26 protein-coding genes are annotated in these 26,646 nt (G+C 62.8%); 11 read left to right on the top strand and 15 right to left on the bottom strand.

The window, feature by feature from the left end; all coding sequences use genetic code 11:
- Positions 1-117: 117 nt before the first annotated feature.
- A complete protein-coding gene (locus tag NKH36_RS17410) occupies positions 118-714 on the bottom strand; it encodes a DUF922 domain-containing Zn-dependent protease (RefSeq protein ID WP_352963521.1) in 597 nt (198 codons plus the stop codon).
- A 235-nt stretch (positions 715-949) separates the two neighbouring features.
- On the opposite strand from NKH36_RS17410, the gene msuE reads away from it, so the two are divergent.
- From msuE to NKH36_RS17385, 5 genes are read left to right on the top strand one after another with little or no spacing between them, the layout of a single operon-like run.
- Positions 950-1,501 carry an FMN reductase gene (gene msuE, locus NKH36_RS17405; RefSeq protein ID WP_352963518.1) on the top strand — a complete coding sequence of 184 codons (552 nt, stop codon included), beginning with the start codon at positions 950-952 and terminating at the stop codon, positions 1,499-1,501.
- A 54-nt stretch (positions 1,502-1,555) separates the two neighbouring features.
- Positions 1,556-2,920, top strand: a complete 1,365-nt coding sequence (locus NKH36_RS17400) for an LLM class flavin-dependent oxidoreductase (protein ID WP_352963515.1) — start codon at positions 1,556-1,558, stop codon at positions 2,918-2,920.
- 26 nt (positions 2,921-2,946) lie between these two features.
- Complete coding sequence (locus NKH36_RS17395) at positions 2,947-3,795, top strand: ABC transporter permease (protein ID WP_352963513.1); 849 nt, start codon at positions 2,947-2,949, stop codon at positions 3,793-3,795.
- A 50-nt stretch (positions 3,796-3,845) separates the two neighbouring features.
- Positions 3,846-4,844, top strand: coding sequence for an ABC transporter substrate-binding protein (locus NKH36_RS17390; RefSeq protein ID WP_352963510.1), 999 nt, complete (start codon positions 3,846-3,848; stop codon positions 4,842-4,844).
- Positions 4,845-4,858: 14 nt separating this feature from the next.
- On the top strand, positions 4,859-5,620 hold the full coding sequence (locus tag NKH36_RS17385; RefSeq protein ID WP_352963507.1) for an ABC transporter ATP-binding protein: 762 nt from the start codon (positions 4,859-4,861) through the stop codon (positions 5,618-5,620).
- Between the two features lie 28 nt (positions 5,621-5,648).
- Here NKH36_RS17385 and NKH36_RS17380 read toward each other — a convergent pair whose 3' ends face one another.
- From NKH36_RS17380 to NKH36_RS17365, 4 genes are all read right to left on the bottom strand, one after another.
- Complete coding sequence (locus tag NKH36_RS17380; RefSeq protein ID WP_352963505.1) at positions 5,649-6,305, bottom strand: SGNH hydrolase domain-containing protein; 657 nt, start codon at positions 6,303-6,305, stop codon at positions 5,649-5,651.
- Positions 6,289-7,386 carry an acyltransferase family protein gene (locus NKH36_RS17375; RefSeq protein WP_352963501.1) on the bottom strand — a complete coding sequence of 366 codons (1,098 nt, stop codon included), beginning with the start codon at positions 7,384-7,386 and terminating at the stop codon, positions 6,289-6,291. Before NKH36_RS17375 ends, NKH36_RS17380 begins: the two co-directional genes overlap by 17 nt.
- A 56-nt stretch (positions 7,387-7,442) precedes the next feature.
- Positions 7,443-7,610 (bottom strand): acyltransferase family protein, encoded by a 168-nt coding sequence (locus tag NKH36_RS17370; protein ID WP_352963499.1) that lies wholly within the window; start codon positions 7,608-7,610, stop codon positions 7,443-7,445.
- A gap of 305 nt (positions 7,611-7,915) precedes the next feature.
- Positions 7,916-8,278, bottom strand: coding sequence for an SPW repeat protein (locus NKH36_RS17365; RefSeq protein ID WP_352963496.1), 363 nt, complete (start codon positions 8,276-8,278; stop codon positions 7,916-7,918).
- Positions 8,279-8,627: 349 nt separating this feature from the next.
- Between NKH36_RS17365 and NKH36_RS17360 the strand changes: the two genes are divergently transcribed.
- On the top strand, positions 8,628-8,981 hold the full coding sequence (locus NKH36_RS17360) for a cupin domain-containing protein (RefSeq protein WP_352963494.1): 354 nt from the start codon (positions 8,628-8,630) through the stop codon (positions 8,979-8,981).
- A gap of 151 nt (positions 8,982-9,132) precedes the next feature.
- Here the strand turns inward: NKH36_RS17360 and NKH36_RS17355 are convergent, their stop codons facing one another.
- The gene (locus NKH36_RS17355) at positions 9,133-9,363 is read right to left on the bottom strand and encodes a hypothetical protein (protein WP_352963491.1); all 231 of its coding nucleotides are present in this window, start codon (positions 9,361-9,363) and stop codon (positions 9,133-9,135) included.
- 172 nt (positions 9,364-9,535) lie between these two features.
- A complete protein-coding gene (locus NKH36_RS17350; protein ID WP_352963488.1) occupies positions 9,536-9,799 on the bottom strand; it encodes a hypothetical protein in 264 nt (87 codons plus the stop codon).
- 320 nt (positions 9,800-10,119) lie between these two features.
- Here NKH36_RS17350 and NKH36_RS17345 point away from each other — a divergent pair, with 320 nt between their 5' ends.
- The 3 genes from NKH36_RS17345 (at position 10,120) to NKH36_RS17335 (ending at position 14,767) form a co-directional block, all read left to right on the top strand.
- Positions 10,120-11,052, top strand: coding sequence for a hypothetical protein (locus tag NKH36_RS17345; protein ID WP_352963485.1), 933 nt, complete (start codon positions 10,120-10,122; stop codon positions 11,050-11,052).
- Between the two features lie 206 nt (positions 11,053-11,258).
- Positions 11,259-13,247 (top strand): AI-2E family transporter, encoded by a 1,989-nt coding sequence (locus tag NKH36_RS17340; protein WP_352963482.1) that lies wholly within the window; start codon positions 11,259-11,261, stop codon positions 13,245-13,247.
- Between the two features lie 371 nt (positions 13,248-13,618).
- The gene (locus tag NKH36_RS17335; RefSeq protein WP_352963480.1) at positions 13,619-14,767 is read left to right on the top strand and encodes a glycoside hydrolase family 1 protein; all 1,149 of its coding nucleotides are present in this window, start codon (positions 13,619-13,621) and stop codon (positions 14,765-14,767) included.
- 24 nt (positions 14,768-14,791) lie between these two features.
- On the opposite strand, the gene glf is transcribed toward NKH36_RS17335, so the two are convergent.
- Both glf and NKH36_RS17325 read right to left on the bottom strand, forming a co-directional pair.
- Positions 14,792-15,961, bottom strand: a complete 1,170-nt coding sequence (glf, locus tag NKH36_RS17330) for a UDP-galactopyranose mutase (protein ID WP_352963477.1) — start codon at positions 15,959-15,961, stop codon at positions 14,792-14,794.
- A gap of 2 nt (positions 15,962-15,963) precedes the next feature.
- Entirely contained in the window at positions 15,964-16,923 is a 960-nt protein-coding gene (locus tag NKH36_RS17325) for a glycosyltransferase (RefSeq protein ID WP_352963475.1), read from the bottom strand.
- 611 nt (positions 16,924-17,534) lie between these two features.
- Here NKH36_RS17325 and NKH36_RS17320 point away from each other — a divergent pair.
- The gene (locus NKH36_RS17320) at positions 17,535-18,458 is read left to right on the top strand and encodes a glycoside hydrolase family protein (RefSeq protein WP_352963473.1); all 924 of its coding nucleotides are present in this window, start codon (positions 17,535-17,537) and stop codon (positions 18,456-18,458) included.
- 473 nt (positions 18,459-18,931) lie between these two features.
- Positions 18,932-20,407, top strand: coding sequence for a glycoside hydrolase 5 family protein (locus NKH36_RS17315; RefSeq protein ID WP_352963471.1), 1,476 nt, complete (start codon positions 18,932-18,934; stop codon positions 20,405-20,407).
- 143 nt (positions 20,408-20,550) lie between these two features.
- Here NKH36_RS17315 and NKH36_RS17310 read toward each other — a convergent pair whose 3' ends face one another.
- From NKH36_RS17310 to NKH36_RS17285, 6 genes are read right to left on the bottom strand one after another with little or no spacing between them, the layout of a single operon-like run.
- Complete coding sequence (locus NKH36_RS17310; RefSeq protein ID WP_352963468.1) at positions 20,551-21,480, bottom strand: phosphatidate cytidylyltransferase; 930 nt, start codon at positions 21,478-21,480, stop codon at positions 20,551-20,553.
- A gap of 12 nt (positions 21,481-21,492) precedes the next feature.
- Entirely contained in the window at positions 21,493-22,257 is a 765-nt protein-coding gene (locus tag NKH36_RS17305) for a lysophospholipid acyltransferase family protein (protein WP_352963465.1), read from the bottom strand.
- A gap of 8 nt (positions 22,258-22,265) precedes the next feature.
- Positions 22,266-22,694, bottom strand: a complete 429-nt coding sequence (locus tag NKH36_RS17300) for a hypothetical protein (RefSeq protein WP_352963462.1) — start codon at positions 22,692-22,694, stop codon at positions 22,266-22,268.
- Positions 22,691-24,031 (bottom strand): phosphatase PAP2/dual specificity phosphatase family protein, encoded by a 1,341-nt coding sequence (locus tag NKH36_RS17295; RefSeq protein WP_352963461.1) that lies wholly within the window; start codon positions 24,029-24,031, stop codon positions 22,691-22,693. Before NKH36_RS17295 ends, NKH36_RS17300 begins: the two co-directional genes overlap by 4 nt.
- A gap of 2 nt (positions 24,032-24,033) precedes the next feature.
- Complete coding sequence (locus tag NKH36_RS17290) at positions 24,034-25,815, bottom strand: bifunctional alpha/beta hydrolase/class I SAM-dependent methyltransferase (RefSeq protein ID WP_352963459.1); 1,782 nt, start codon at positions 25,813-25,815, stop codon at positions 24,034-24,036.
- Positions 25,816-25,845: 30 nt separating this feature from the next.
- Positions 25,846-26,448 (bottom strand): CDP-alcohol phosphatidyltransferase family protein, encoded by a 603-nt coding sequence (locus NKH36_RS17285; RefSeq protein ID WP_352963457.1) that lies wholly within the window; start codon positions 26,446-26,448, stop codon positions 25,846-25,848.
- Between the last annotated feature and the right edge of the window lie 198 nt (positions 26,449-26,646).

The raw sequence follows: 26,646 nt of genomic DNA, 5'->3' as shown, positions 1-26,646 counted from the left end.
TACGGCACCGTGTCTTGCTTTTTTGGCTGTTTGTGGTTTTGGGGCCTAGGCCCCGCTAATTGGGGTTTATGGGCCGTCATCAACGCCTTCGCCAGCTTTGCCGTGGTTTCCACCCCGCTACCGCCCCATCAGCAAAGCGACGATGAGCTGCTGCAGATTGCCGCGCGGGGCGAATTCTACCCGGTCGAAATCGCGGCTTGCCTGCCGCTGCGCCTGGGAAAGTTCGGCAAGCCGCCTGGTCATTTCGGTCCTGATCTTGCTGCAGCCGGGATCGTCGGGGACGGACAGGCCGATGGTGGCCGTCTCGATCTTGCGGACCATGTCGACGATGATGTCGCCATGTACCTTTTCGTGGGCGGCGAGGCCAGCGGCGAAAACGTCCCAACTCTTCTGCACGGCGGCCGGCACCGGCCCGGACGTTTTGGGCAAGGTGTAGGTTATGATGAGCTTCGGCCGCGCCGACATCAGCACGCAGGCATTGCCTTGTCGCTGATAGTCCCTGACCCAGGTCAGATTGAAATTGGTGTAGGCCATGGCGCGGACCTTGGCCTTGCCGATCATCGGCCCGCGCTCGCCCATCGAGGCATGGAGCTGGGGTCCGGTCTGCCCTGAAACGGCGTAGGTCTCCACCTTTTCGACCGGCTTCCATCCCGCCTGTGCCGGCGATGCCAGCAAACAGGCCAGGAGCAGATACGTCAGAACGGCTGTTTTCATGCGAATCCCCCCGGGCCGATGGCTTTGGTGCGCTGAGATCATCAACGCATGGCCGGAATGCGGTCAAGGCGCCTTGCCAAACTCGCCGTTCGCATTTCGCGTCGAAAGAACCAATCGATGGCGATGTGCCGCAAACTCAATCCGGCTGGGGGGCTCGTTTTGAAATCTTCTTTCTCACTAATCTCTATAAACTTACTAAAGTTAATCCACACAAGCGCTTTGCGAGGAGCCCAAAATGTCGAAAAAGCTGGTGGTGGGGCTGTCAGGCAACCTGACCCGTCCGTCGAAGACCAAGGCGTTCATCAGCCACATCGTCGCGGAGCTGGCGAGCAGCACCGGTGCGGCCTCGACCGTTTTCGACATCGAGGATCTCGGTCAGTCCTTCCCGCTGGCACGGCGCATCGGCGATCTGGATCCGTCGGCCAGGAACATCGTCGAGCGATTGCTGGGCGCCGATGTCCTGGTGATTGGCTCGCCGACTTTCAAAGGCAGCTACACCGGGCTTTTCAAGCATTTCTTCGACCTGCTCGACCCGTCATCCCTGAGGGGAAAGCCGGTCATCCTCGCTGCAACCGGCGGCGGCGATCGTCATTCTCTTGTGGTCGAACATCAGCTGCGGCCGCTGTTCGGCTTCTTCGAGGCGCTGACCCTGCCGACCGCGATCTACGCCTCCGACAAGGACTTCGCCAACGGCCTGCTGGTGTCCGAAGCCATCCATGCTCGTGCCAGGCAAGCGGTCGCCGAAGCATGCCGGGCGGTGCCACGCAGCGTCGGCCTTGCCGCCTGAACACCGGCCAGTGACCCTCGATTCCCTTTCCGCATAGCTCAGAAGGAACCCGCAATGACCAGACCCAGCAAGTCCAGGCAGATCAAGCTTGGTGCTTTCCTGCCCGGTGGCGGACAGCATATCGCAGCCTGGCGCCATCCTGACGCGCCGGCCGACGGCGCGACGAATTTCGAGTTCCACAGGCAGCTCGCGCTGACTGCTGAGCGCGGCCTGTTCGATGCCTATTTCCTTGCCGACAACCTGACCGTCGGCCTCGGCGCCCGCGAAGGCGGCAATGCCAAGATCGCCGGGTTCGAGCCGGTGACGCTGTTCGCCGCATTGGCGCCGCTCACCACGCATCTGGGCTTCATCGCCACCGCCTCCACCACCTATGAGGAGCCGTATACGCTCGCCCGCAAGTTCGCCTCGCTCGACCTTCTGTCGAATGGCCGGGCCGGCTGGAATGTCGTGACCTCGGCGGGCGACGAGACCGCACGCAATTTCAATCGCGAGACGCAGCCTGCCCACGCCGAGCGCTATGCCCGGGCACATGAGCATGTCGAGACGGTCAAGGCGCTGTGGGACAGCTGGGAAGACGATGCCTTCATCCGCGACAAGAAGTCGGGGCGCTTCTATGACAAGGATAAGCTTCACGACATCGACCACAAGGGCCGGCATTTCAGCGTCAAAGGCCCGCTCAATGTGCCGCGCCCGGTGCAGGGGCATCCGGTGGTGGTGCAGGCCGGGCAGTCGGAGGACGGACGCAAGCTCGCCGCCCAGTCGGCTGAAGTCATCTTCACCGCCCATCAGAATCTGGCCTCGGCGCAAGAATTTTATCGCGACATCAAGGCGCGCGTGGCGGCCGTCGGCCGCGATCCCGGACAGGTGCTGATCATGCCGGGCGTAGCACCCTTCGTCGGCCGCACCGAAGAGGAAGCCCGCGCCAAGTACCAGCAGCTGAACGAGCTGATCCTGCCCGAGGATGGCGTGGCCCTGCTCAACGGGCTGGCGGGCCAGACGCTCGACATAACCGGTTACCCGCTCGACGGACCATTGCCGCCGAGCAAGGAAACCGAAGGCATGAAGAGCCGCCAGGCGCTGATCCGCCAGATCGCCGACGAGCACAACTTCACCATCCGCCAGCTCTACCAGTGGGTGGCAACGGCCCGCGGCCACTACACCGTCGTCGGCAGCGCTGTGCAGGTCGCCGATCAGCTGGAGGAATGGTTCGGCAACGAGGCCGCAGACGGCTTCAACATCCTGCCGCCGTGGCTGCCTGGCGCGCTCGACGATTTCGTCGACCTGGTGATCCCCGAGCTGCAGCGCCGCGGCCTGTTCCGCACCGCCTACGAAGGCACGACGCTGCGCGAGAATCTCGGCCTCAGGCGGCCGGAAAATCCGTGGACCGCCGCCCGCTCGAAGGTTCTGGCCGCCGAATAGATTCTCTTGAAGCGAAGGGCAAGACGATGAGTTTGCAACACATCGAGCGGCCGATCACGATCCCCGCAAATGACGGCAGAACCAGCCTTGGCGCCGATTTTCCGCGCCTGGCCAACCGGGCGGTCGTCCGCTTCCTGTCCCGTTACGGCATCCTGATCGCCTTCCTCGCGATCTGGCAGGCAACGAGCAGCGCGGGATGGGTCAACGCGGCGGTATTGCCGCCGCTCGACACGATCGTCATCGCATTGTGGAACGGTCTGACCGGCGGCACCTTGCTTGGCGACATCACCATCAGCCTGCAGCGCGCCGGCCTCGCCTTCGCGGCGGCGGTGGCGGTTGCCATCCCGCTCGGTCTGTTCATGGGCCAGGTGCGTGCCGTCGAAACCGCGCTTGATCCGATCCTGCAGGTTTTCCGGCAGACCTCGGCGCTGGCGCTCTACCCGGTGTTCATCCTGCTGCTCGGGCTGGGGGAGGCCTCAAAGGTCTTCGTCATCTTCTGGGCGACGCTGTTTCCGCTGCTGCTCAACACCATCAGCGGCGTCAAGCAAGTCGATCCGAAACTGCTCGAAATGGCCCGGGTCTATGGCGCCACGCGGCTCACCGCGTTTCGCCGTGTCGTGCTTCCGGGGGCCGTCCCGTCGATCTTCGTCGGGTTGAGGCTGAGTGCGACCACGGCGCTCTTGTTGCTGATCGCCTCCGAAATGATCGGCGCCAACAAGGGCATCGGCTTCCAGGTGATGAACGCGCAGTACAACTTCCAGATCCCGCTGATGTTTGCGGCGATCGTCATCCTCGCCGGCCTCGGCCTGATCGCCAACCAGGCACTGGTCAGCCTGCAGCGGCGGCTGTGCCGCTGGAGCAATCCCCTCGACTGAGCAGCCTTCACCATCCTCTCCCTATCCTCTCCAACAGGAAAGACCGGACCATGCCAATCACTCGCCGTTCTCTGCTTGCGGGCGCTCCCTTTGCCGCCGGCATCATCGCCACCGGCCTGCCTCGCTTCGCTGTTGCGCAAGCCGCGCCGGCCACATTGCGCTACCTCGCCAGCCGTGGCAGCATCTCGCCGCATGAGCTGGCGGACGAGCTCGGCTATTTCAGGGACGTCGGCGTCAAGCTCGAGAATGTCGGCTACTCCAGCGGCGGTCCGGAATCGCTGTTTGCGCTCGCCTCCGGCAGCGTCGATCTCGGCTCGGCCGCAACCGCTGCGGTGATCAATTCCATCTCCGGCGGCAACGACTTCGTCGCCGCCTATCCAAGCAACGGCATCAACGGGCAAGTGCGGAGCGTCTTCTACGTGCTGGAAGACAGTCCAATCAAATCGATTGCCGACATCGCCGGCAAGACCATTGCGGTCAACACGCTCGGCGCCCATCTCGACTACACCGTGCGCGAGGCGCTGCACGGCGTCGGCCTGCCGCCGGATGCCGCCAACCTCGTCGTGGTGCCCGGGCCGCAGCTTGAACAGACCTTGCGGTCGCGCCAGGTCGATATCGCGGCACTGGGCTATTGGCAGGCGACGTTCGCCGGCGCGCTGGTGGACAAGGGCGGCGTGCGCGGCGTGTTCAACGACACCGACGTGCTGGGCGAACTGGCCGGCGGCTTCATTGTCCTGCGGCGCGACTTCATCACGGCGCATCCGGATGGCGCCCGCAATTTCATCGAACAGTCGGCCCGCGCCGCCGACTGGTCGCGCCAGAACCCGGACGAGGCGCGCAAGGTGCTCGCGGAGATCCTCGATAAACGCAGCGAAAATGGCGAGCTGGCGCGCTACTGGACAGGCTTTGGCCTGCGCGAAGGGGCCAAGGCTGACGACCGCGACATCGATTTCTGGGTCAGCGTGCTCGAGCGCGACGGCCGCCTGCCCAAGGGCAGGCTGAAAGCCGCTGACATCCTTTACCGGCGCGGCGAAACGAAAACCAACTGACCGGGAGATGGGCCATGGCCACCAGAAGCGGCGGCGAGGTCACGATACGCGACCTCTCCAAATCCTTCAGCCTCGGCGGGCGCGCGCTTGCCGTGCTGAGGGCTCTCAACCTCGATATCCGCTCCGGCGAATGTCTCGTCATCGTCGGCGCCAGCGGATCGGGCAAGACCACGCTGCTGCGCATTCTTGCCGGGCTGGAGACCGCCGACAGCGGCGGTGTCGCGATCGACGGCAGGCCGGTCCATGGCGTCGGCGCCGAACGCGCGATGATTTTCCAGGAACCGCGCCTGCTGCCCTGGCTGACAGTACTCGGCAATGTCGCCTTTGGCCTCGAAGTGCGGGGCGTGCCCAAGGCGGAGGCCGAGGACAAGGCCCGCTTCTATACCGCGCTCGTCGGCCTGGCGGAATTCAGCGATGCCTATCCCAGTCAGCTTTCGGGCGGCATGGCGCAGCGCGTCGGCATCGCCCGGGCCTTGACCGTGCAGCCTGAAATCCTGCTGCTCGACGAGCCGCTGGGCGCGCTCGACGCCATGACCAAGATCGGCATGCAGGAGGAACTGGCGCGCATCTGGAGCGAGGAGAACGTCACCATGGTCATGGTCACCCATGATTTGGAAGAAGCAATCTATCTTGCGGACAGGGTGCTGATCCTGCCCAGGGAGAAGGGCGGCACAGCACGGCTGGTCGAGGTTGAACTGCCGCGCCCCCGCGATCGCAGCGAAAGCCGGTTCGTGCGCTATCGCGAAGAACTGCTGCGCGAATTTGGCTTGCACTGACAGCGGGTGAAAGGCGCGTCTTGCGCCCTTACTTCTGCGCCGCCCCCGTCGAGAACAGCGCGCGCTCGACGGGCGGCTCCAGCGTTTGCGCAAAGGGCGTCGCCAAATGATGGCGATCGCGGAAGGCCAGCTTGCCGTCGATGAAGACATGGCAGGTGGTCTGGTCGCAAAAGCGATCGGTCATGTCGATGTAGCTGGCGTTCGGCGTCGAGCGCACGATATCGCGCTCGATCATGGCGATGTCGTCATTTGCCGCCATGATCCTCGGCGTGTCGCATGCCGCGGGCGTCTGGCCCCGCCACAGCGCCCGCGCCACGCATTTGTCGGCGTAGCTTGCATTGTAGGGCACGTCCCTGATGACCGCGACCTTGATGCCGGCCTGGCTGAACGCCCGAAGCGTCCACGTGAGGCCCGTCCGCCACTGCTCTTGCCAATCGGCGTGCTTCAATTCCTCGGGCGATTCCTTCATCACATTGCCGATCGAGAATTTCGAGATCACCACCAGTTGCGGATTGAGCGCGATGATGTCTTTGACCGACTGCTCGCGCCACTGGTCGCACTCGGTATAGTCGCGCTTCAGCCGCCAGTTCCAGGTCGTTATCCGCGAAGCCCGGCAGGACGATTGAGAAAAGTGACGACGCGAAAGTTGTTCTTCTCGGCCGCGTTGATCAGCGGCGTCGACCAATGGTCGGCAGCGAGTCGCCGAACAGCACGACCGAACGCTGGGCATCCTTGCGGCCGAACATGCAGGGTTTCGGCTTGACGGTCTCGAAATCGAGCACGCAGCCGCCATCGCTCGCGCGCACCGTGGAGGGCTGGGCGGCGCTGTCGGCGATGACGTGCTGTTCAGGGCTGAGATTGTGCTCGGCAAAGCGCGCATTGCCGTAGGCCGCGACCACGCCGGCGCCGGTCAGCGCGACGGCGGGCACCAGCGCCCGAACTGCCCCGGCCATCAGCCAGCCGTTGCGGCGGATCGGGTTCTCGATCAAATGATAGGTGAACATCGACAAAACCAGCGTCAACGCCGCGCAGGCAAAGCGGTCGAGGATGGACAGGTTGGGGACCATCATCGCGGCATAGACGATGACCGGCCAGTGCCAGAGATAAAGCGAATAGGAAAGCCTGCCGAGCCACTGTAGGGGCGCCAGCGCCAGCACGGCGCTTGGCAGGTTGCGGCCGCCGCTGCCGCTGAGCAGCAGCAGCACGGTACCGGCAACCGGCCACAGCGCATTCACCCCGGGAAAGGGCGAGTCTTCGTCCAACATCAGATAGGCCCAGGCGATCAGCGCCAAGCCGAGGCATGCCTGGAGTGTGGCCAGCAGCGGCCGGTCGCGCCAGATCTTTGCCGGCGCCATCGTCGCGAGGCCGCCGGCGGCGAATTCCCAGGCCCTGAGCGGCGAGAAGTAGAAGGCCCAGGGCTGCGCCACGGTGGTGAGCCAGGCGCAGACGACGAACGACACCGCGCCGGCGAGGCCGATCACCAGGATCGCCGTGCGCTTGCCCGGGCGCAGCCATGCCGCCAGCAGAAGCAGCGCCGGCCATACGAGATAGAACTGTTCCTCGACCGAGAGCGACCAGAAGTGGATGAACGGGTTGTTGGTGGCGTCGGCGGCGAAATAGTCGAACGACCAGCGGATCAGCCAGAGGTTGATCATGTAGGCGGAGGCGAACATGGCGCCTTTCGAATAGAGCGCCTGCTCCTCCGGCGACAGGATGAAATAACCCGCGAATAGCGTGGCGAGGATGACGAACAGCACCGCCGGCAACAGGCGCCGGGCGCGCCGGGCGTAGAAGCGCCGGAGGTTCAGCCGCCCGGTTTCGGTTATTCCGTAACCAGGTGCCGGGTGATCAGATAGCCCGAGATGACGAAGAAGATGTCGACGCCGGCAAAGCCGCCGGGCAGGCCGGAGAGACCAAAATGGAAGGCGACGACGCCCGCCACCGCCAGCGCGCGCAGCCCTTCGATGTCAGGCCGAAATGATGCCGACACGCAAAACCTCGTGTAGTCGTTGAAAAGCCGCCCGTTGTGAAAACTCGACGCGATGCGCCGATATTGCAACGCAACAAATCTAACGCAGTGCAACATAAGTGGAAGTTCGCGGAGTGCGGCGTGGTCAGCTTGTCGGCGACTAGACCAGCAAGCGCCACGGCGGCGCTGCCATCAGTGCCAGGCGCGGCGGGTAGTTTTTGAGCACAACGAAGATAATTGGCCCGGCTAGCGGGCCCGTGTACGGATCTTAGGCTTTAGAAGAGCCCGCCGCTCGCGCGCCGGGCTCTCCACTTGGTCATCACCGATCACGCATGCGCTGGCGGATGATGACGGGAGTCCCAGACCGCCCAGGCAGATGCCGCAACCACCAGCACGCCGAGGACAACATGGGTCGCCATCGCGTTGGCGTTCGCCATGAAGCCGAGCAGCCAGGGCGAGGCGATCAGCCAGAGCCCGACGACAAGGTTCACCCACTCTTCCCATTCGGCGAATACCGAAAGCGCCGCGAGAGCCAGGGCGCCGAGCACGACTGCGGCAATCCAGGCGTTCCACGCAGGAGCGGTTTCAGCAGCGAAGCCGATGACCCAGGGTGAGATGAACAGGCATGCCGCAAGGACCAGATTGATCCAATCCTGGGGCTTCTTTCCTTCCATCAGATCGTTTGCCATGACAACCTCCACAGATGAAGCTTGACCAAAGCACTACGTCGCGTGCAACGCACGCTTAGTCATTGATATATCATACTTTCGACGGCTTTCAAGGAGTGGTCCCGGCGAGCGGCGGTCACGGGCTGCTGGGTGTGTCAATGCCGGCATCGGCCTGCGCAATTCAGAAGCGCCGGTCCCGGAGACTTCGGCCTGCAAGCTCGGGAGGATGAGCGCAAGGCAAGCGTAGCGGCACGCGGCAAACCGTGCCATGGCTTGTTCGTAAGCGTGCCGGGCACCCGCGTTGCTCATGAAGGTGCTTCGGCTATTGACCGGCAGCCAATGCCGGCACAGTCCCAGACGGAGCCCGACCATGACAGAGAAGACCATCCTCAAATTCGGCGCGGTCGAAAGCGCCGAGGCGGGCGATCTCGCAGGCTGGGTCGTGGTCGACGGTAACCCAACCATGAAGACCGCCGTCCAGCACACCACAGCGGACGGCAAGGTCATGTCGGGAACCTGGCACGCCACCCCCGGCACCTACCACGCAACCTACAGCGACTATGAATTCGTGCACATGATATCGGGCCGTATCGTCATCACGCCCGATGGCGGCGCGCCCGTCGAAGTCGGTCCCGGCGATGCCTTCGTGGTCGAGGCCGATTTCAAGGGAACGTGGAAGATCATCGAGCCGGTGACGAAGCATTTCGTCGTCAGGGTCGGCTGAGGCCGGGGCGAACGGAACACGGCCTGGCGCGCCGCCGCCAAGCTTGTCGATCGCGGGGCCTGTCGATCCCAGAGCCTATGAATCCAGGGCACCGCAAGCGTAGAGCGGTCGAATAAAAAAAGAGCCCATCCATTAGGGGATGGATGAAACTCTAGAAATCGAAATAGATCGCCGGCGGATACGGACTGGACGCATTTTTGTCAGCCGGCGCTGCCATCGCACCGGACGAGGCGTTGATCCCGCCGGTGGACTTATTGTCGAGCGGCGGCCGGGTTTTCTCGGCTGTGGCCGCTTTCGCATCTGTCGCAACGACTTTCGTTTTAGCCTCCACGGTTTGCGAAAGTGCGAGCACGGCGAGAAGTGCAGACAGGGCAAGTTTCATGACGGCGTCCCTCAATGGTTAACGTAACGTTAACCCCAGCCGCCGGCCCGAACACCGCTGCTGTGTGGAAAGGCGTGGAATTCTCCGGAATTCCTGGAATATGGCTTGTGGAAAAGCGCGGCTGCAAGGAACGGGCGCGAGTTAGGCTTACGCAGCCGCGCCGGCCGTAAGTTCAATCCTTGAAGCCGGTCGAGTCCAGCAGGGCGACCTGCTTGCCGTCGATGTAAAAGCGTATCACGTGCGCGCCGCCGTCGACTTCAATGCGCGTCGGCTCGATAGCCGGCGACGCAGGAGCCGCCTTGCCATATGTCGCTGCCGCGCGCGAGCCGGCAGCAGCACGCGACGGTCCATCCGGCCCGAACGTCAGCAGCAGCAGTGCGGCGGATCCAGCCGCAACCGCGGTGAAATGGATTTTGGGGGAGGCAATCCAGGACATCGAATTATTCCTTCCTTGTTGAGGCGGCATCTACGCTGGTTTGTGGTGGTTGCGAGAGCTCGGCTTCGCCGTCGTTCAAATGACTGAGGAAGGGGGTTGGTATTCAAGCCTAGATAGCGTGAGTTTCATAACTTGCCCTTGCCCTGCGCGAGACCTTAGGGCCGCCCGGCGGGGCGAAAAGGGCAGGCGCGTGGAGTGGCGTGGAATTCTACGGATTTCCTGCAATATGGACTTTAGGAGAGGTCCGCCTCGCAATGAATGCGGTGGGAGCAAGTGCTGGCACATGTTATGCCTCGCGGTGGCATAAGGGGCGGGTGGGGATGGCACAGCATATTGCGCAGAAATTACGGTTGACTGCGGCCCTGCTGGGAACCGTCGCTCGCAAGGATTTGGCGGCGGCGTTCCGAGGCGTCAACCCGAAGACGGCGTTCGATCTCGGCCGTGCCGACAAATGGCTGCAGGGCCGCGCCCAGCCACGCGAGCTCAGCGTCTACGACGACTGGTCGAAGCTTCTCAAGCTGGAGCAGCCCGGCGCCTGGATCGCAGAGAGCGACCTGCCAGGCTTCACGGCGGCAATCTGCGCCCGCCACGGCATCGAGAGGGCCGAACTGGAACGCCGCGTCGGCGCGCAGTTCGAGACGGCGTCCGGGCATGAAGAGCGAAGCCTTGGATTGGCCCTTGCCGGAACCTATGCATGTTATTCGCGCGCCTTGTCGCCCTATTATCGCGGCCAGTTGATCAGGGGCAGCCTGTCGATTGAGGCCGGGCCGGGTGCGCACGGCCTGACTGTCGCCTATCGCGAGGCATTGCCGACCGGGCAGCTGCTGCTCGGTGGGCTGATGACGTCGGCAAAACGCGGCCTTTATGCGCATCTGAAGGAAACCAGCGGCGAAGCCCAATTCTTCCTCTGCCTGTTTCCGCACTCGCGGCCCGGAAGCGTGCTTGGCGGCTATCTGTGCGGCACCACCATCATCGGCCCGGAGCCGCAGCCGTCCCTGACCAGGATCCTGATGATCCGCTTGCGCAATCCGGCGCCCCAGGGATGGGGCGGATATCTCCCGCCCGACGGGTCAATCGCCGAGGATCTGGCTTCGCTCGGCGTGGCAATTGAGCAGCCGGAAATGGTCGACCGGCAGCTGGCGCAATTCCTCGTGGCAGACAGCAAGGACGGCGGTGCCAGCCAGATCCCACCGGCCGAATTCCGCGCCATTCTCGACGTGTTCGACCGTCATTGGCTGAGCCATTCGGGCTAGGCTGGAGCCCGTCTTCTGCCTGTGCGGAACCGATCACTACGTCAGTTGTTGTGTCCGGCGACCAAAGCGACCGTCCGGCTGTCCGGTTGGGCCGCCAAGCGCCCGCCCCTGCCGCTCGCGTCTTCGAACTCGCCGGCGCGAAGAAGCGAAAGTTGCACGCCGGCTCAATATGCCTGATCATGGCTATGGCAGGGCGGAGGTATCAAGTGGCGGCCAATCGTCGAAACGGCATGCACCCCGCCGAGCCTGGGGTGATGGGCGTTGTTTCCTCTGCCAGAACCCTCCCGCGCATGTCACTGCCCACCGTCGCGACAGTCGTGACGGCGGTTGCGGCCCTGTATTTCGGGCGCGAGGTTTTCCTGCCGATCGCAATCGCTCTGCTGCTTACCTTTGCGCTGGCGCCCATGGTTTCGGCACTCAAGCGAGTCGGCCTTCCCCGTCTCCCGGCCGTTATCGCCAGCGTGCTGAGTGCATTCACGGTCCTCGCGCTGTTCTCCTTCATTGTCGCCACGCAGGTGAGCGAACTGGCGCAGAATATCCCGCTTTACCAGTCGAATATCCTGACCAAGGTCCGATCCCTGAAGGAGACCGGCGTCGGCGGAGGCATCATCGCCAGGCTGAGTGGCGTGATCGAACGCATTGGTCAGGAACTCGACCGGCAGGAAACCTCACCGCCTACCGCAGGTGAGCCAGAGCGCGAGCCGGTGCCTGTCGAGATCATCGCGCGCGAAAGGCCGCTCCAGGTTCTCCAGAACCTGATCGGCCCGCTGATCAGCCCGCTGGCATCGGCCGGCCTGATCATCGTCGTCGTCATCTTCATGCTGCTCGAGCGCGAGGACCTGCGCGACCGTTTCATACGCCTCGTGGGCTACGGCGATCTTCATCGGACCACCGAGGCGCTCCAGGATGCCGGCAAGCGGGTCGGCCGCTATCTTCTTATGCAATTGGTCGTGAATATCCTTTATGCCATACCGATTACAGCAGGGCTTTGGGTGCTGGGCATACCCAATGCACTGCTGTGGGGATTGCTGGCGCTGGCGCTGCGCTTTGTTCCCTATATCGGCCCGATCATTGGTGCGCTGCTGCCTCTGCTCCTGGCGCTTGCCGTGGCTCCTGGCTGGTCGCTCGTGCTGTGGACCGCCGGGCTGTTCGTGGCCATGGAAATGATAACCGGCAACGTCGTCGAACCATGGCTCTACGGTTCACGAACGGGGCTTTCACCATTGGCCATCATCGTTGCGGCTATCTTCTGGACCTGGCTCTGGGGTCCGCTGGGCCTGGTTCTGTCGACACCGCTCACGGTCTGTCTCGTCGTGCTCGGCAGGCACGTGCCGCAGTTCGAATTCCTCGACGTTCTGTTCGGCAACGAACCCGTGCTCGAGCTACATGCCCGACTCTACCAGCGCCTGCTGGCCGGCGACCCGGAAGAAGCCACTGACCACGCCGAGGAGTTCCTGGAGGAAAAATATCTGTTCGAATTCTATGACAAGGTCGCCATTCCCGCACTGCTGCTCGGCGAACAGGATCGCGTGCGGGGCGTCATGGGCGATGAGCAAAGACGGCAGGTGGCGGCCAGTGCGCAGATGTTGGTGACGAACCTTGAGGACAGCGCACGGGAGGAAACGGAGGACGATGATCCGGCTACGGCCGAGCCTGCCACGGCGGACGAGGACAAGCAGGCTCAAGGGGAGGGCGCGGACGATATTGAGCTGCCGGATGGCGCGGACATGCCGGTGCTGTGTGCCGGCGGCCGCGGCGAACTTGACGATGCTGCCGCCGCCATGCTGGCGCAGGTGCTCGAAGTCCAAGGGGCGACGGTCTCGAAGGCGAGCTTTGCCGATATGGATCCGGCGAGCATTCGCCGGCTCGAGCTCGACGCTGTCGACACCGTTGTGGTCGGATTCCTGAACCGCGATTCCGTCAAGCACGCCCGTTTCCTGGTTCGTCGGCTGAAACGTGCCAAGTCGGCGCTGCGGGTAGGCATCGTGTTCTGGTCGAAGGACGGCAATGACAAAAAGAGAGCCGTCGAATTGGCCGATGACATCAACGCCGATTTTGTTGCGTACGGCATGGTTGACGCCGTTCTTGGCGCGTTGTCGAGCGATCCACCGGTTGCCCTGAAGGTCGCTGCCAAGCGCCGCATGCGCCGCCGGCCGCGCCCGGCCAAGAAGGCGCCGCTTGCCGCTGCAAAATGAGGGCGGAACAGGGCGGCGAGGGCGTGGGTTCATAATCATGTCTGGCGCATTATCATGTTTGGCGCATTCCTGGCCTCTGCCGCCGACTTGGCGTCCGGGTCGCCCGCCCAACCAGAAATATTTCAACCGAAGGGGAACCTCACGGCCGCAAGCAAAGTTCGGTACGCAATGTGGGGAGATTGCGCCTCCGGCTCCGCTCGCGCTCGCTTGGTCAACATTCGACGCTTGCACCCCGTACCACTCAGAGGCGACATGATGGCGGCCCGAATGAAATTGCGGTGGGGGTCGAAACTGGCAATGGTCGATAGCCTAGCAACGGTCGATCGCCTAGCGGGAGCGCTGGCGCGAGCCTTGGCCGACGGGTCGCACGTATGAGCAACGAGCCGGCGCGTCCGCCGGGCGAATATCCGTCCAAGTTTGCCAGCTTCTTCATGGCTGGCTTCGAGTGTTCCTCGCATCGGCGCGGCGACGGAGTGCGCCTCGATTTGATTCGCGCAACCGCACACGACAAACACGCTCTCGGCGACTATCGCAGCTGTGCTGCCCTTGGGCTTCGCACGATCCGCGACGGCTTGCGCTGGCACCTGATTGAAACAGGGCCAGGGATCTTCGACTGGTCGGGTTGGATATCAATGATCGAAGCAGCCCACGCGGCGGGGGTGCAGGTCGTCTGGGATATCTTCCACTATGGCTCACCAGATCACGTAGACCAAGGCGCCCCAGACTTTATAGAAGCCTATGTCCGCTTCGCCGCTGAAGCTGTCCGGGTCCATCGCTCCGTCATAGGAGTAGCTCCCTTGGTGTGCCCGATCAATGAGATCTCATTTTTCGCATGGGCGATAGAGGTCGGCTATTTCCCACGCGTGGGGCCGAAGAAGCGGGGATGGTTCAAGCGACAGCTTGTGAGGGCAGCGGTTGCGGGCGTCAGGGCAATGCGCGAAGCCGAACCTGATTGCCGGTTCATATGGGCTGAACCGCTAATCCATGTTGCGCCCCGTGACCGTAGTCGTGCCGAGCAGCGGCGCGCGGAAAATGTTCGTCAGGGCCAGTTTGAAGCCTATGACATGCTGACGGGCCGTGCCGAGCCCGAATTGGGCGGCAGCGAGGACTGTGTCGACGTCATCGGACTTAACTTTTATCCGCACAACCAATGGTACTTTCGAGGGCCAACGATACCGATGGGCCACCACGAATATCGGGCGCTTTCCGACATGTTGGTCGAAGTCGCAGAGCGCTACAGAAAACCCATGTTCATCGCCGAGACAGGCGCTGAAGGATCAGGCCGGCCGGCATGGCTCCATTATGTTTGCGATGAGGTCCGTGACGCAATGAGCCGTGGTGCCCCGGTTCAGGGTATATGTCTGTACCCGGTGACCGCGTATCCCGGCTGGGACAATTCGCGCCACGCGGAAGTCGGCTTGTTCTCCACGATTCATGCCGACGGTTCGCGCAGTATTAGCCAGCCGGTTGCAAATGAATTGGAGCGCCAGCGCACATTGTTCGCGGAACGTGTTTCGTAGCGGTCGAAGAAAGGGCGGGCCACGTCAGTAGGTGGGGAACTGCTCCGAATGTTGGCCGAGCATCGTCCGCTGCGTAAGCATCTGAACGGTGCCGTTTGCCGGCAGGCTCTGTTGAATGCGCGCGAACGTTGCCAGAGCCTGACCGACAACCTGATCCATATTGTAGTAGCGGTACGTGGCCAGGCGCCCGACGAACCACACTTCGGGGCATGCCGCTGCCAGTGCTTCATAGCGTTTGTACAGCGCCTCGTTTTCCGCCCGCGGCACCGGATAATAGGGATCGCCGATATCGGTTGGATATTCGTAAGTCAGGCTGGTCTTCGGGCTCTGCTGACCGGTCAGATGCTTGTACTCAGTAATGCGGGTATAGTTTTCCGTCTGCGGATAATTGACAACGGCGACCGGCTGAAACTGCTCGCAATCAAGCGTCACGTGCTCGAACCGCAGTGACCGATAAGGCAGACGACCAAGGCTCCAGTCGAAATATTCATCAATCGGCCCGGTGTAGATTATCCGCTGAAAAGGGATCTTGTCGCGAATTTCGCGATAATCGGTCTGTAGCATGATCTTGATCCTTGGGTTGTCCAGCATGCGCTGGAACATGCGTGTATACCCGCCAGCCGGCATATTCTGGAAAGTGTCGCCAAAGTAGCGATCATCGCGGTTGATCCGCGTAGGGACCCGCGCAGTCACGGACTTGCTTAGATGAGCCGGATCGACACCCCACTGCTTCCTTGTATAACCGCGAAAGAATTTTTCGTAGAGCTCCCTGCCAACGGTGCTCACAACCACATCTTCGGCGGTCCGGACTTCCTCGACCGTTTCTCGCCGGGATGCGAAGAACTCCTCCAACTGCTCGGGCGTCAATTCAAGATCGTACAGGCGATTGATCGTGTCGAGGTTGATCGGTATCGGCAGCAGTTTTCCGTCGACCGAAGACAGTACGCGATGTTCGTAAGGCCTCCATTCGGTGAATTGCGAGAGATAGTCGATGATCGATCGGGCGTTGGTGTGGAATATATGCGGCCCATAGCGGTGGACCAGAATTCCAGCTTCGTCGTAACAGTCATAAGCGTTGCCGCCGATGTGATTTCGCCGGTCGATGAGCAGGACGCTTTCCTGCCGTTGCGATGCGATTCGTTCGGCGAGCACGCTGCCAGCGAAGCCGGCGCCGACAATCAACCAATCCAACATGGTCAGGCTCCCCGGCGCAAAGGCAAAATGCTTTTCATTGCATAGGCGCGCTGAATATGGGCAGCCATTGCATCCCACGTTCGTTCCCAGGACATGTTAGCGAGGTAGGCATCGACTTCCTTCAACAGGAAATTCCGGGGACGTGACAGAAGGGACCGAAGCTTGGTTTCGATGTCTTCGGCGTCAACAATGTCGACCAGGCCCTCGGCACCATAGGTGCGCACGACGTCCACAATCGCCGTGGAGACCACCGGCAGTCCGGCGGCCAGGAACTCAGGAGTTTTGGTCGGGCTGATATAGCGAGTCGCCTCATTGAGCGCGAAGGGCATCCAGCCGGCGCTCCAGTGCCTGAGATAGCGAGGCAGGTCGGCGTAGGACTTGGCACCCAGCCAATGTAAGTTACTTGCGCGCGGCAGGCTTAGCGGGTCGATCTTGACCACCGGGCCGAGCATGACGAAATGCACTTCGGGCATTGCCGCAGCCGCATGTGTGATCATTTCAACGTCGAGCCGTTCGTCGATCACGCCGAAGAAGCCCACTCTCGGGTGAGGTATGTCTGCCTGATCTACAGGGTCATCGCCGGGCTCTCTTGCCTTGTGGAAATGCGCAACGTCGATGCTGCTGGGGAAGGGAAAGATCGACTTATGGAGGCTTCGCTTGGCCTCGTACAGACTCTGCCCGCCCGTGAACACGACATCAGCGCGCTGGAACAGCGCTTTTTCCATCTGCGTCAACTCCGCCGGTGCGTTCTTGAAGGCGGAGAGTTCATCCATGCAGTCGTAGACGCATATATCGCAGGCTATATGGTCACTGAAACGCAGCGCCATGGGCGTGTAGTACCATATAGTCAGCCGGTCATGCGGAGTTGAGTTGACGATCTGGTCGACGAATCTGCGCTGGATAGCATCCGCCTTTGTTGCGGAAATGCCGGCCGGAAGAACCGGGGTTACGATTGTGATCATTGCAGATCGATCGTTCACCCGCATCGAAGGATAGCGTATTTCCTCGTAGACCGGCTCCTCAAAGTAAATTAGCTGCTGCTGGTTTGAGGCGTGCGTCAGAATATGCTGCGGGCGTTGGTGTACGAAATCCCACCTTAGGTGAGAAAAGCAAAGTATAATAGACGATTTTATGGGGATATCCGATTTATTTCTTTTGCCACCCGCTATTTTCATGTAAGAAACCTCTTTGGTTATAGCTAATTCTCCAGATTAACATATGTTAATCGAAGCACGCTCCTGATGAAGCCTTCATCCGCACATCTAACTTTCATTTGAGTAAGTTGTTCCACTGATTTTAATCGGCTGTAGCCGCCGAGCCGGCCACTTGCGCAATTGCGAAGAGAAGCGGCGCTGCTACCAACACCCGACGGACATGTCGCCTCGGCCAAGGCCGAGGCCCTTGCAGCTTCAGATCTCGCCAAATGTGGCGCATTGCCACAGAACGGCTGAAATCCGCTCAATCGTTCAACAACCATTCATGAGCGCAGGTATAAGAGTTAACGAGCCGCGCATGATTCGTTTTGGTCGCCACAGATGGCCGAAGAGGGCAGCCACCGTGAGAGAGCGAAGAAATGAAGTTCAACTTTGAAACCAACGTCTTTCCGTTGTTTCACCCGCAGTCCGTGGATGATCTGAAGGATCCTTGTCCGGTATTCGACGGCGCGCTTTGGCACGTCTTCGGTTCCAGCGGCACTGTCACGACCGAGAGCTGGAAAATACTACATGCCACGGCTCCGGACCTTTATGGGCCGTGGGCTGAGCATGAGGCGCTCGATTTGGCGGTAACCGGATCGGGCATAGCGGCGCCCGGCGTCATTCATGAATGCGGCGTCTTCCACATGTTTATTCAGACCGAATTCATGAAGTCGGGCGGACGTTGCGAGCATGCTGTGTCCAATGATGGCTTTCATTGGGTGGTGCTGAATCCGGCGATACTGTCCCTGCCGGACACCGATGAGGACGGTATCTACGATCCCCATCCGGCGATCATCGGCGGCAAGCGCTACATCGTCTATTCAGGCATGCCTAAATTCACCAGGGTGCCGCAGCCTGACGTCTATCTGGCGCGCAGTCAATCCGATTCCTGGTTCGGGCCGTGGAAACGTCTCGGCAAGATATTGGACCATCTCGACGTTCCCCATCACAATGCGCGCGAGCATCCGGACTACGAATGGGGGATCGAGGGCGCCCAACTGGTCGAATTGCCCGACGGTCGCGTGCTTCTCAACGCCACCTGCTTCCTTCCCGACGGTCCGCGCGGAAGTCGTCAGCGCGTATTCTTCGCCATCGCCGACGACGTCCAGGGCCCCTACGTGTCGGTCGGCCCCGTGCTTGATCCTGGTGAGCCTGGGGAGAACGGCCATTCGACGGTGATGATCGAGGGCGGGAAACTGACCTTGTTTTACCAGAGCAGACGTGAGGCAACGAACCATCGCTGGCGTTTCGGACTGGCTAGGTGCGACCTGGATCAGCAAGTCCTTTCACGAGTCGCCTGACAGGGACGACCAGCACGAGCATCGTGGCAGCGCCATAACTTATTTCATCCGCGTTCCTGCCATAGTCCATACCGTAACGATGATCGTAAGGCCGGCTCTGCCGCAAGGGCGCAGCAAACTACGGACCATGATCGCGCCCTGGCTCGTTCTTCGTCAGGATCGACCGGCCTGGATTACCTGGGGATCAACCACGTCGAGGAAGCCCTAGCAACTCATGACTGCCCAAGAAGGGGCCTGAGTGGAAGAAAGCGGTCCAGTCCTGCATAGATGGGTTTGGGACGGGGTAACCCCACCGGAGGTGCGTCAGGCCTTCGAGGCCGTCGCTTAGGAGAAGGAGATGCTCCTTCGCTCCGACTAGGGCAGGGCATCCTTGCACCGCAAATCGATGAGAGTCCATTGGCCTGCCAGCCCGGCGAAACATTTCGCCACCGCGGCAGTTATACCGCTCCGGGGACGAAATTCGGGGTATGCCTTTGAACGATATTAGATTGGCGATACCGCTGGTCGGGGAAGTGGAAGCCTCTGCGCCGAGATCAGCTGCCGGCCTGCCTTGGATCAAGTTAGCCGGTTCCTATTTCGCCACCGAGGACGGCGAGGCATGGACCCCGATCGGGCAGAATGACGCGGTCAGCTGGCCGGAACTCAATGGCCTGTTCCGGCGCGCCGATATGGCCGGCGTGGAAAATCATCTCCGTTGGCTGAAGGAAAGCGGCGTCACCTGCCTCAGGCTGATGCTGGAATATGCCCAGGTTCGCCACCGCTACTTCGAGAAGCCGCAGGGCCGCTTCGTGCCGGCAATGGTGCAATTGTGGGACGATCTCTTTCGTCTTTGCGAAAAACAGGGCTTAAGAATCCTGCTCACCCCCTTTGATACGTACTGGCAGTGGCTCCACTGGCGCCACCACCCCTACAACACCAATAACGGAGGCGTGCTGGACCACCCGTCGCGATTCCTGGTCTGCGCCGAGACGCGCCGCGCGATCAAGGCAAGGCTGGAATTCGTGGTTCGCAGATGGAGCGGCAGCGGAGCCTTCTTCGCATGGGACCTCTGGAACGAGATCCATCCCGAGCAGGCTCAGGGCAGCGCGGATGGCTTCGGCGCCTTCATCCATGACCTCAGCGATTTTGTGCGCCGGCTGGAAATGTCACTTTACGGGCGCTCTCACCCGCAGACCGTCTCGCTGTTCGGACCTGAGCTTCGCTGGCGGCCCCACATGCCGCTGCCCGGGCCGATCTTCCGCCACCCAGACCTCGACTTCGCCTCCCTCCATCTCTACGAGGAGGGCACGATCGATGACCCCAGTGACACTGTGGCGCCGGCGCTCGGAATGGCGCGGATCGTCGGAGAGGCGCTCGGCGAAATCCATGACGGCCGCCCTTTTCTCGATTCCGAGCACGGCCCTATCCACTCGTTCAAGGACAAGAAGATCACGCTTCCGGAACCTTTCGATGATGAATATTTCCGCCATTTGCAATGGGCTCACCTGGCGGCGGGGGGCGCGGGTGGCGGCATGCGATGGCCAAACCGCACCCCGCACGTGCTCACCCCCGGCATGCGGCGGGCGCAGCGTTCGCTGGCCGATTTCCTCCCTCTGATCGACTGGGTTTCGTTCCGGCGTTCCCATCTCGGCAACAAGATGCGAGTTTCCGGTCCCGACGCCGCGGCTGTTGCCTGCGGTGACGATTCCCAGGCAGTGGTCTGGCTGGTTCGCCGCGACACGATCGGGCGAAACGGCATGCTTCGCGCCGGCGCTGCGCCGGTTCCGGCCGCCTTGGAGCTGCCCGGATTGGCTCGCGGCACCTATCGCGTCATCGCCTGGGATACCGCGGCCGGCAGGCGAATGGCGGAATGGCAAGCGAATTCGGACGGCTGGCTAAAGCTTGATGTGCCGCCGTTCTCCGCCGATGTCGCCCTTGCCATCCGCCGAGGCGCTCTGGCTGCGCCATAACTACTTCATCCGCGTTCCTGCTGGTCCAAGCAGAGCCACGGGAACATCTCTCACGACCTGCGGCAAGACTCGAAGGCGTAGCGTGGTCGAGCGACCCGCCGGTTGCGCTCAAAGTCGCTGCCAGCGCCGATCGTTGCTCGTTCTCACGTCCAGAAATAGCGCACGGTGTGGAAGAAAACCGGGGCGGCGAAGACCAGGCTGTCGGCGCGGTCCATCATGCCGCCATGGCCCTCGATCAGATGGCCCCAGTCCTTCACCCCCTGGTCGCGCTTGATGGCGGAGGCGACGAGTCCGCCCAGAAAGCCCATCAGGCAGGCGATGAAGGCGACGCCCGCCGCCTGGAGCGACGAAAACGGTGTCAGGAACGACAGCAGCGCGCCAAGCAGGCTCGACGCCGCCAGCCCGCCGACCAGGCCCTCCCAGGTCTTCGACGGCGAAACCTTCGGTGAGATCAGGTGCCTGCCGAACAGCTTGCCGAAGATGTATTGCAGCACGTCGCTGCCTTGCACGGTGATGATCAGGAAAGCGATCAGCAGCAAATTGCGGCCTTCGAAGCCGGGCACCTCGAGCGTCAGCAGCGCCGGCACGTGGCTGACGCAGTAGACCGAGATCATGACGGCCCATTGCTGCGCCGAGACGCGCTCGAGAAAGCGCTCGGTGTCGCCGTGCAGAGCGGTAATCGCCGGCATCAGCAGGAAGCAGTAGACCGGAATGAAGATGGTGAAGAGGCCGTACCAGGCGGTCCACACCAGCCAGTACTGGAACGGGATGATGATGCCGAACATGCCGAGCAGCACCCAATGGTCGCTGCGGCGGCTGTGCGTCAGCGTCACGAATTCACGCAAGGCCGCAAACGAGATCAGCGCGAACAGGATGGTCATGCCGGAGCGGCCGAAGAAGAAGGCGACGGTGATCGCCACCACCATCACCCACCAGGCGTTGATGCGCTGGTTGAGGTTGACCAGCGTCGAGGACAGCGGCTTCGGCGCGCGCCACGACAGGACGCCGGCGACCAGGCTTGCCGTGGTCAGCACCGCAGCGAGGCCGACAACCAGAATGAGGGTTTCGTGCATTGGCATGTTGTTCTAGTCGCCTCTTAGAGCGTCGGGCCGGATGTCGGATCCTGCACGATGCTCTAAGCTCTTTTGGTCGCATGATGTCTTCCGGAAAACTGGATTCCACTTTTCCGCATCATGCGTTGGCGGGCGGGGGTTCAGCGCAAGCAGCGCCTCACGGGCGCGGTCGAGAAAGGCGCGGCGTTCCTCGCCGGGCGCAATGGCGATCGGCGCGCCGAAGACCACGCGGCAGAGCAGCGGCACCGGCACGAATTGGCCCTTGGGCAGCACCCGCGACATGTTCTCGATCCAGCACGGGATGAGTTCGACGTCGGGCCGCGCCATCGACAGATTGTAAAGGCCGGAGCGGAACGGCAGCAGCGGCTCGTCGGTCATGTTGCGCGTGCCTTCGGGAAAGATGATCAGCGAATGGCCCTCGTCGAGCACCGACAGCATGATCGAGATCGGATTCTGCGCCTCATAGGTCCACTGCCGGTGGATGAGCACGGAGGACAGCATGTCCTGCGCGATGAACCGGCGCAGCCGCGATTTTCCCCAATAGTCGGCGGCAGCGACGGCATGGGTGCGGGCGCGCTCCTTCTCGCTGAGGCAGGCCGACAGCAGGATGAAATCGCCGTGGCTGGCATGGTTGGCGAAGTAGATGCGCTGCCGGTCCGACGGCTGGCTGCCGTTCCAGATCGGCCGCACCCCGGTCACCGCCCAGGCCAGCGCCGACAGGCCGACCGAGGTCACGGTCTGCAGCAGGGTGAAGGTCCTTGTGCCGAGCTTGCTCATCGTCCGGTTCAGAAAGACAAGGCGACAGCGGATGCCGCCACGAACAGGCCGAGCGCGATGCGCTGCTTCATCAGCAGGCGCTGTGTGCCCGCGATGCGCCGGTCGAGCGAGCGGATGCCGGCAGCGGCCGGTTTGACGCGCATGCGCGCCAGCACGTCGTCGACTGAGGCACCGCCGGCGGCCTCGCTGATGTGGCTCGCCATCATCCAAAACAGCAACGCGTCGAAGACAAGTAGGGCCGAGACGGCGAGGGTGACCACGCCGCTCGCTGCCGCGACCAGCCAGGCCGCCGCTGCCAGCATCGTCGCCTGCGGCTGCGCTGCCACGGCAATGACCGGCGCGGCAACCAACGTTGCCAGCACCAGCAGCAGCGGCCACACCGCCTGCGTCATCAGCCCGGCGGCGAGTGCTTCGGCTTTGTCACGATGGGCACTCATGCCGGCTCGTCCGCCGCGATCCGAAGATGCACCGGCCGGCCCGATGACGCGAGCCGTTTGTGCGCCTGCGCCGGCGTTGGCGAGCGGCCGGTGGCAACCAGCCATTCGGCGACGACGCCGGCGCTGCGCTGGAAGCCGAGCGCGCAGCAGACCAGCACCGTGCCATGGCCGCGCGCTGCCTCGATCGCAGCCACCGCTTGCGCTTGCGCCGCTTGCGAGGGCGGCAAAAGATCGACCATGGCGACAGCCGTCCAGCGGCAGGTGACGCCGCGCGGGCTTTCCAACTCGCCGGCAAGGTCGATCACCGTGCCGAAAGCGTCGGCCTCGGCGGCGGTGGGAAAGCGGCCGAGGAAGACGCCGTCCGCGATCGCGACATGCGGCGGCAGCTTGCGCGTCCACGCCCACACATTGATCCTGGCGCCAAGCCGGTAAGGCAGCAGCAAAACACGGCTGGCCAGCGAGACGCTGCCGTCGGCGGCTTTCTGGAACACTTTGACGCCGGCCCCGGCATAGGCGAAGGCGACGATGGCCAGCGCCAGCGCCGGCCACAGCAGGATTAGCCACAACGCCGAGACGAAGGCGCCGGCAACGGCGCCGGTCACTGCCAGCGCTGCGACGAGCGCGTAGAACAGCGCCAGCCGCCGTGCCCTGGGATTGGCGGTTAGGTGGAAGCCGGCGAACGGCAATTCGCCGTCGCGCGGGAACAGCCACAGGGCGAGGAAGCCGAGCAAAGCGCCGGTCGGGATATCGATGACATGGTGCTGCCATGTCGTCAGCACCGAGGCGCCAATCAGGAAACACCAGCCGTGCCAGATGATGGCGGCCATGCCTTTGAGCCGACAGCGCCAATGATCCCAGATGATGACAAGCAGCGCGATGTGCAGCGACGGCGCCTGGTTGAACGGCTTGTCGAAGCCGCCGAGCACCGCGAACATGAACCCCGGCAGGCCTGATGTCTGCGGCCGCATGAAGGTCGCCGTCAGCGGGAACAGTATGAAGCAGGCGACGGCGATGATCTGCGCCGTGAGGTAACGGCCGGCGAGCCGGTCGACGCCGCGCTTGGTATCGTTCAACAGCAGCGACAGGCCGTAGAACAGGTTGATCGACCAATAGGGCACGATCGTCCAGGCGATAAACGGGATGCCGCGCTCCCAGGCAAAGACGATGCTGCCGACATCGGAGCGCTGCGACGCCAGCCAGTTGGCGAAGCCGTAGGTCACGTAAAAGAACGGCGCCAGAAACGCCAGCCATAACGCCGAACGCAGCACGATGCCGGCGTACGGCTCGTGCGCAGAAAGGGCAGGGGCAGCGGCAGGGCCAAGGACAGGCAAGACCATGCTCAGACGCGCCGCGCGATCGAGACGGTGAAGATGCCCCACTGGTCGATGCGCTGGTCGAGCTTCTCGAAGCCGGCGGCCGCCACCAGCTGGTCCATCTCGCCTTGCGTACGCCGGCGCATCACCCAAGCCTGGCCGCCGCGATGCGAGGTCAGGCTGCGCGCGATCATTTCGAGCTGCGGATGCCAGGGCTGGTTGGTGTAGAGAAGCAGGCTACCGGGCTGCATCGCCTTGGCCAGCCCGCCGAGCGAGCGGGCGATCATGGCGTTGTCGGCAAACAATTCGTAAAGCCCGGAGACGATGGCGAGGTCCGGCGCCGGATCGAGCCGGGCAAGCATTTGGGCGTCGAAAGCGTCGGCCTGGTGGAACGAAATGCTGGTCGGCAGGTGCCGCTCGGCGATCAGCTTGCAGCCGAGCGAAACGTTGAGGTCGGAGAAGTCCTGCAGCCGCACGCTTGCCGGTGGCTCGGTGCATTTGGCGACGGCGTCGAGCACGTAGCGGCCGTGCCCGGCAGCGATATCGACGATATGGACCGGGCGGCCGGCGGCCTTCAGCGTCTGAGTGGCGCGGCCGATCAGCTCTTCCAGATGCAGCTTGCGCTGGCGGATGCCGCGCCAGCCGATGGCGTCGAGAAAGGTGCGATCGATCATTCGGCCGAGCGGACCGGTGCCTCGCGCCTCGTTCTCGTAGACATAGTCGAGCGTCGAGCCGGAATCGAAGCCGGTGGCAATCCCCGTTTTCATGCCTGACGACAGCCAGGCGCCCATGCGGATCGAGGCGCGGCTCATTGCCCAGTAGAGGCCTTTCGGCGACAGCAAAGCGAGCGGCGAGGCCAGCCGGTCGGCCTCGTCGCGTGTGTAGCCGGCGCGGTCGGCCGCGGTCAGGTCGACCGGCTTCTCCGGCGTCGTGGACTGCGTTTCGAGGAACGGCTTGATCAGGTCGAGTGCCTTGCGGCGGTCGCGCTCGCCCAGCGTGTCGTGGAAGAAACCGGGCAGCACATGCCGCTCCTTGGCCGGGCTGGCGAGATTGACGAAGAATTCGTGCTGCGGTCCATGCCGCACCACCCAGTCGCTGCCGGAGATCAGCAATTGCGTCGGCACGGTGATGGCGCGGGCATCCGAGACGATGCGCGCGGCGTGGTCGTAGAGCTCGACCAGGATGTTGGAGGCGATCGGCCGCGTGATCAGCGGATCGGCCTCGAAGGAGGCGATGCGCTCGGGGTCATGAGTCAGGAACTTGGCCTTGACGTAGGAATTGACGAAGAAGCGGCCCTTGATCTTCTGCCACAGCGCAATGCCTTGCTTGGCGAATGGCACGTAGAGCTTGACCGAGAAGGCCGGCGAGGCCAGCACCAAAGCGCGAATCTGCGGTGCATAATCATGCACCCAGGCGGCGGCGAGCACGGCGCCGAAGGATTGCGCGATCAGCGCGATGTCGCGCTGGCTGAACCCGTCTCTGCCGATCTCGCGCACGAAACAGTCGATATCGCGCACCAGCGCGGCAAAGGACGGCGCATAGCCGCGCTCGCCGGCCGAGCGACCATTGCCGCGCGCGTCCCAGGCGTAGAGGGCATGGTCGGGCATGTCGAGCTCGTCGACCAGATGCGCCATGCGGCCGCCATGCTCGTGGCCGCGGTGGAACAGCAGGACCGCGCCCTTGGCAGGTTGCCCGACCGCCGGCCAGTAGCGGTAGAAGATCTCGGTGCCGTCATGGGTGCGGAAGGTGCGCTCCTGCGCCACCCGCTGCTCACTTGCGGAAGCGGCAATCGTTGGTTCATGAAGCATATTGTTCCCCTGGCGGATGCGACCGGAATTTCAGCCGCCGCTCCCGTTAAGGCCGCTGCGTATCCGGTTGATGGCGGTGACCAGCGAGAGTGTAGCCATTGCCGGAAACACAAACGGCGTGATCGCTTCCACCCATAGGCCGCAGGCGATGAGGAAGCCGATGATGCCGAGCGCCAGCGCCCGATCGCTCTTGCCGAACGGCCCGGCATAATTGCGCCCCGTGCCCGCCGCGATGCCAAGCACACCGGCGAATTCCACAAGCACTGCCGTGATGGCAAAGGCGACGACGCCCCAGGCTGGGAAGATGGCGGCAAAGGCCAGGATCAAAGCGAGATCCGAGACGACGTCGCAGAGTTCGTTGAGGCACATGCCGAGCTTCGAGGCCTGACCATGCTCCCGCGCAAGCATGCCGTCGATGGCGTTGAGCGCCATACGCGCAAACAGCACCACCGGCATCAGCAGGAAGACCGCGCGATGGCCGGCAAGGGCCGCGACCACAACGCCGGTGGCGACCGACAGGGCTGCGGCCAGCAGCGTGATCTGGTTGGCGGTGACGCCGGCCCCGGCCAGCCGGTCGGCAAGCGGCCGCAGCTTCGCCTGGAAGGCTGGTTTGAGCGCATAGAGCGTCGGCATGTGCGAACCCCCCGGCCGCGGTGCAACTAACGTCGGCGAGGATGCTCAATTGGCCCGCGAGATGCAAGGGCGGCGAGCGGTTGTACATGGTTACGATCGGCGGCGCCGGACGATGCATCACGCGACCGCCGTTCGCAGGTATGGTCCATCTCCCTCAAATAAGAACTTTACAAATTTTCATATATATGTGAAGTTATG

Source organism: Mesorhizobium sp. M1312, from assembly GCF_040318115.1.
GTDB lineage: Bacteria > Pseudomonadota > Alphaproteobacteria > Rhizobiales > Rhizobiaceae > Mesorhizobium.
Note: the sequence above shows the minus strand (reverse complement) of the source record. Positions and strands in the feature narration are given on the sequence as shown.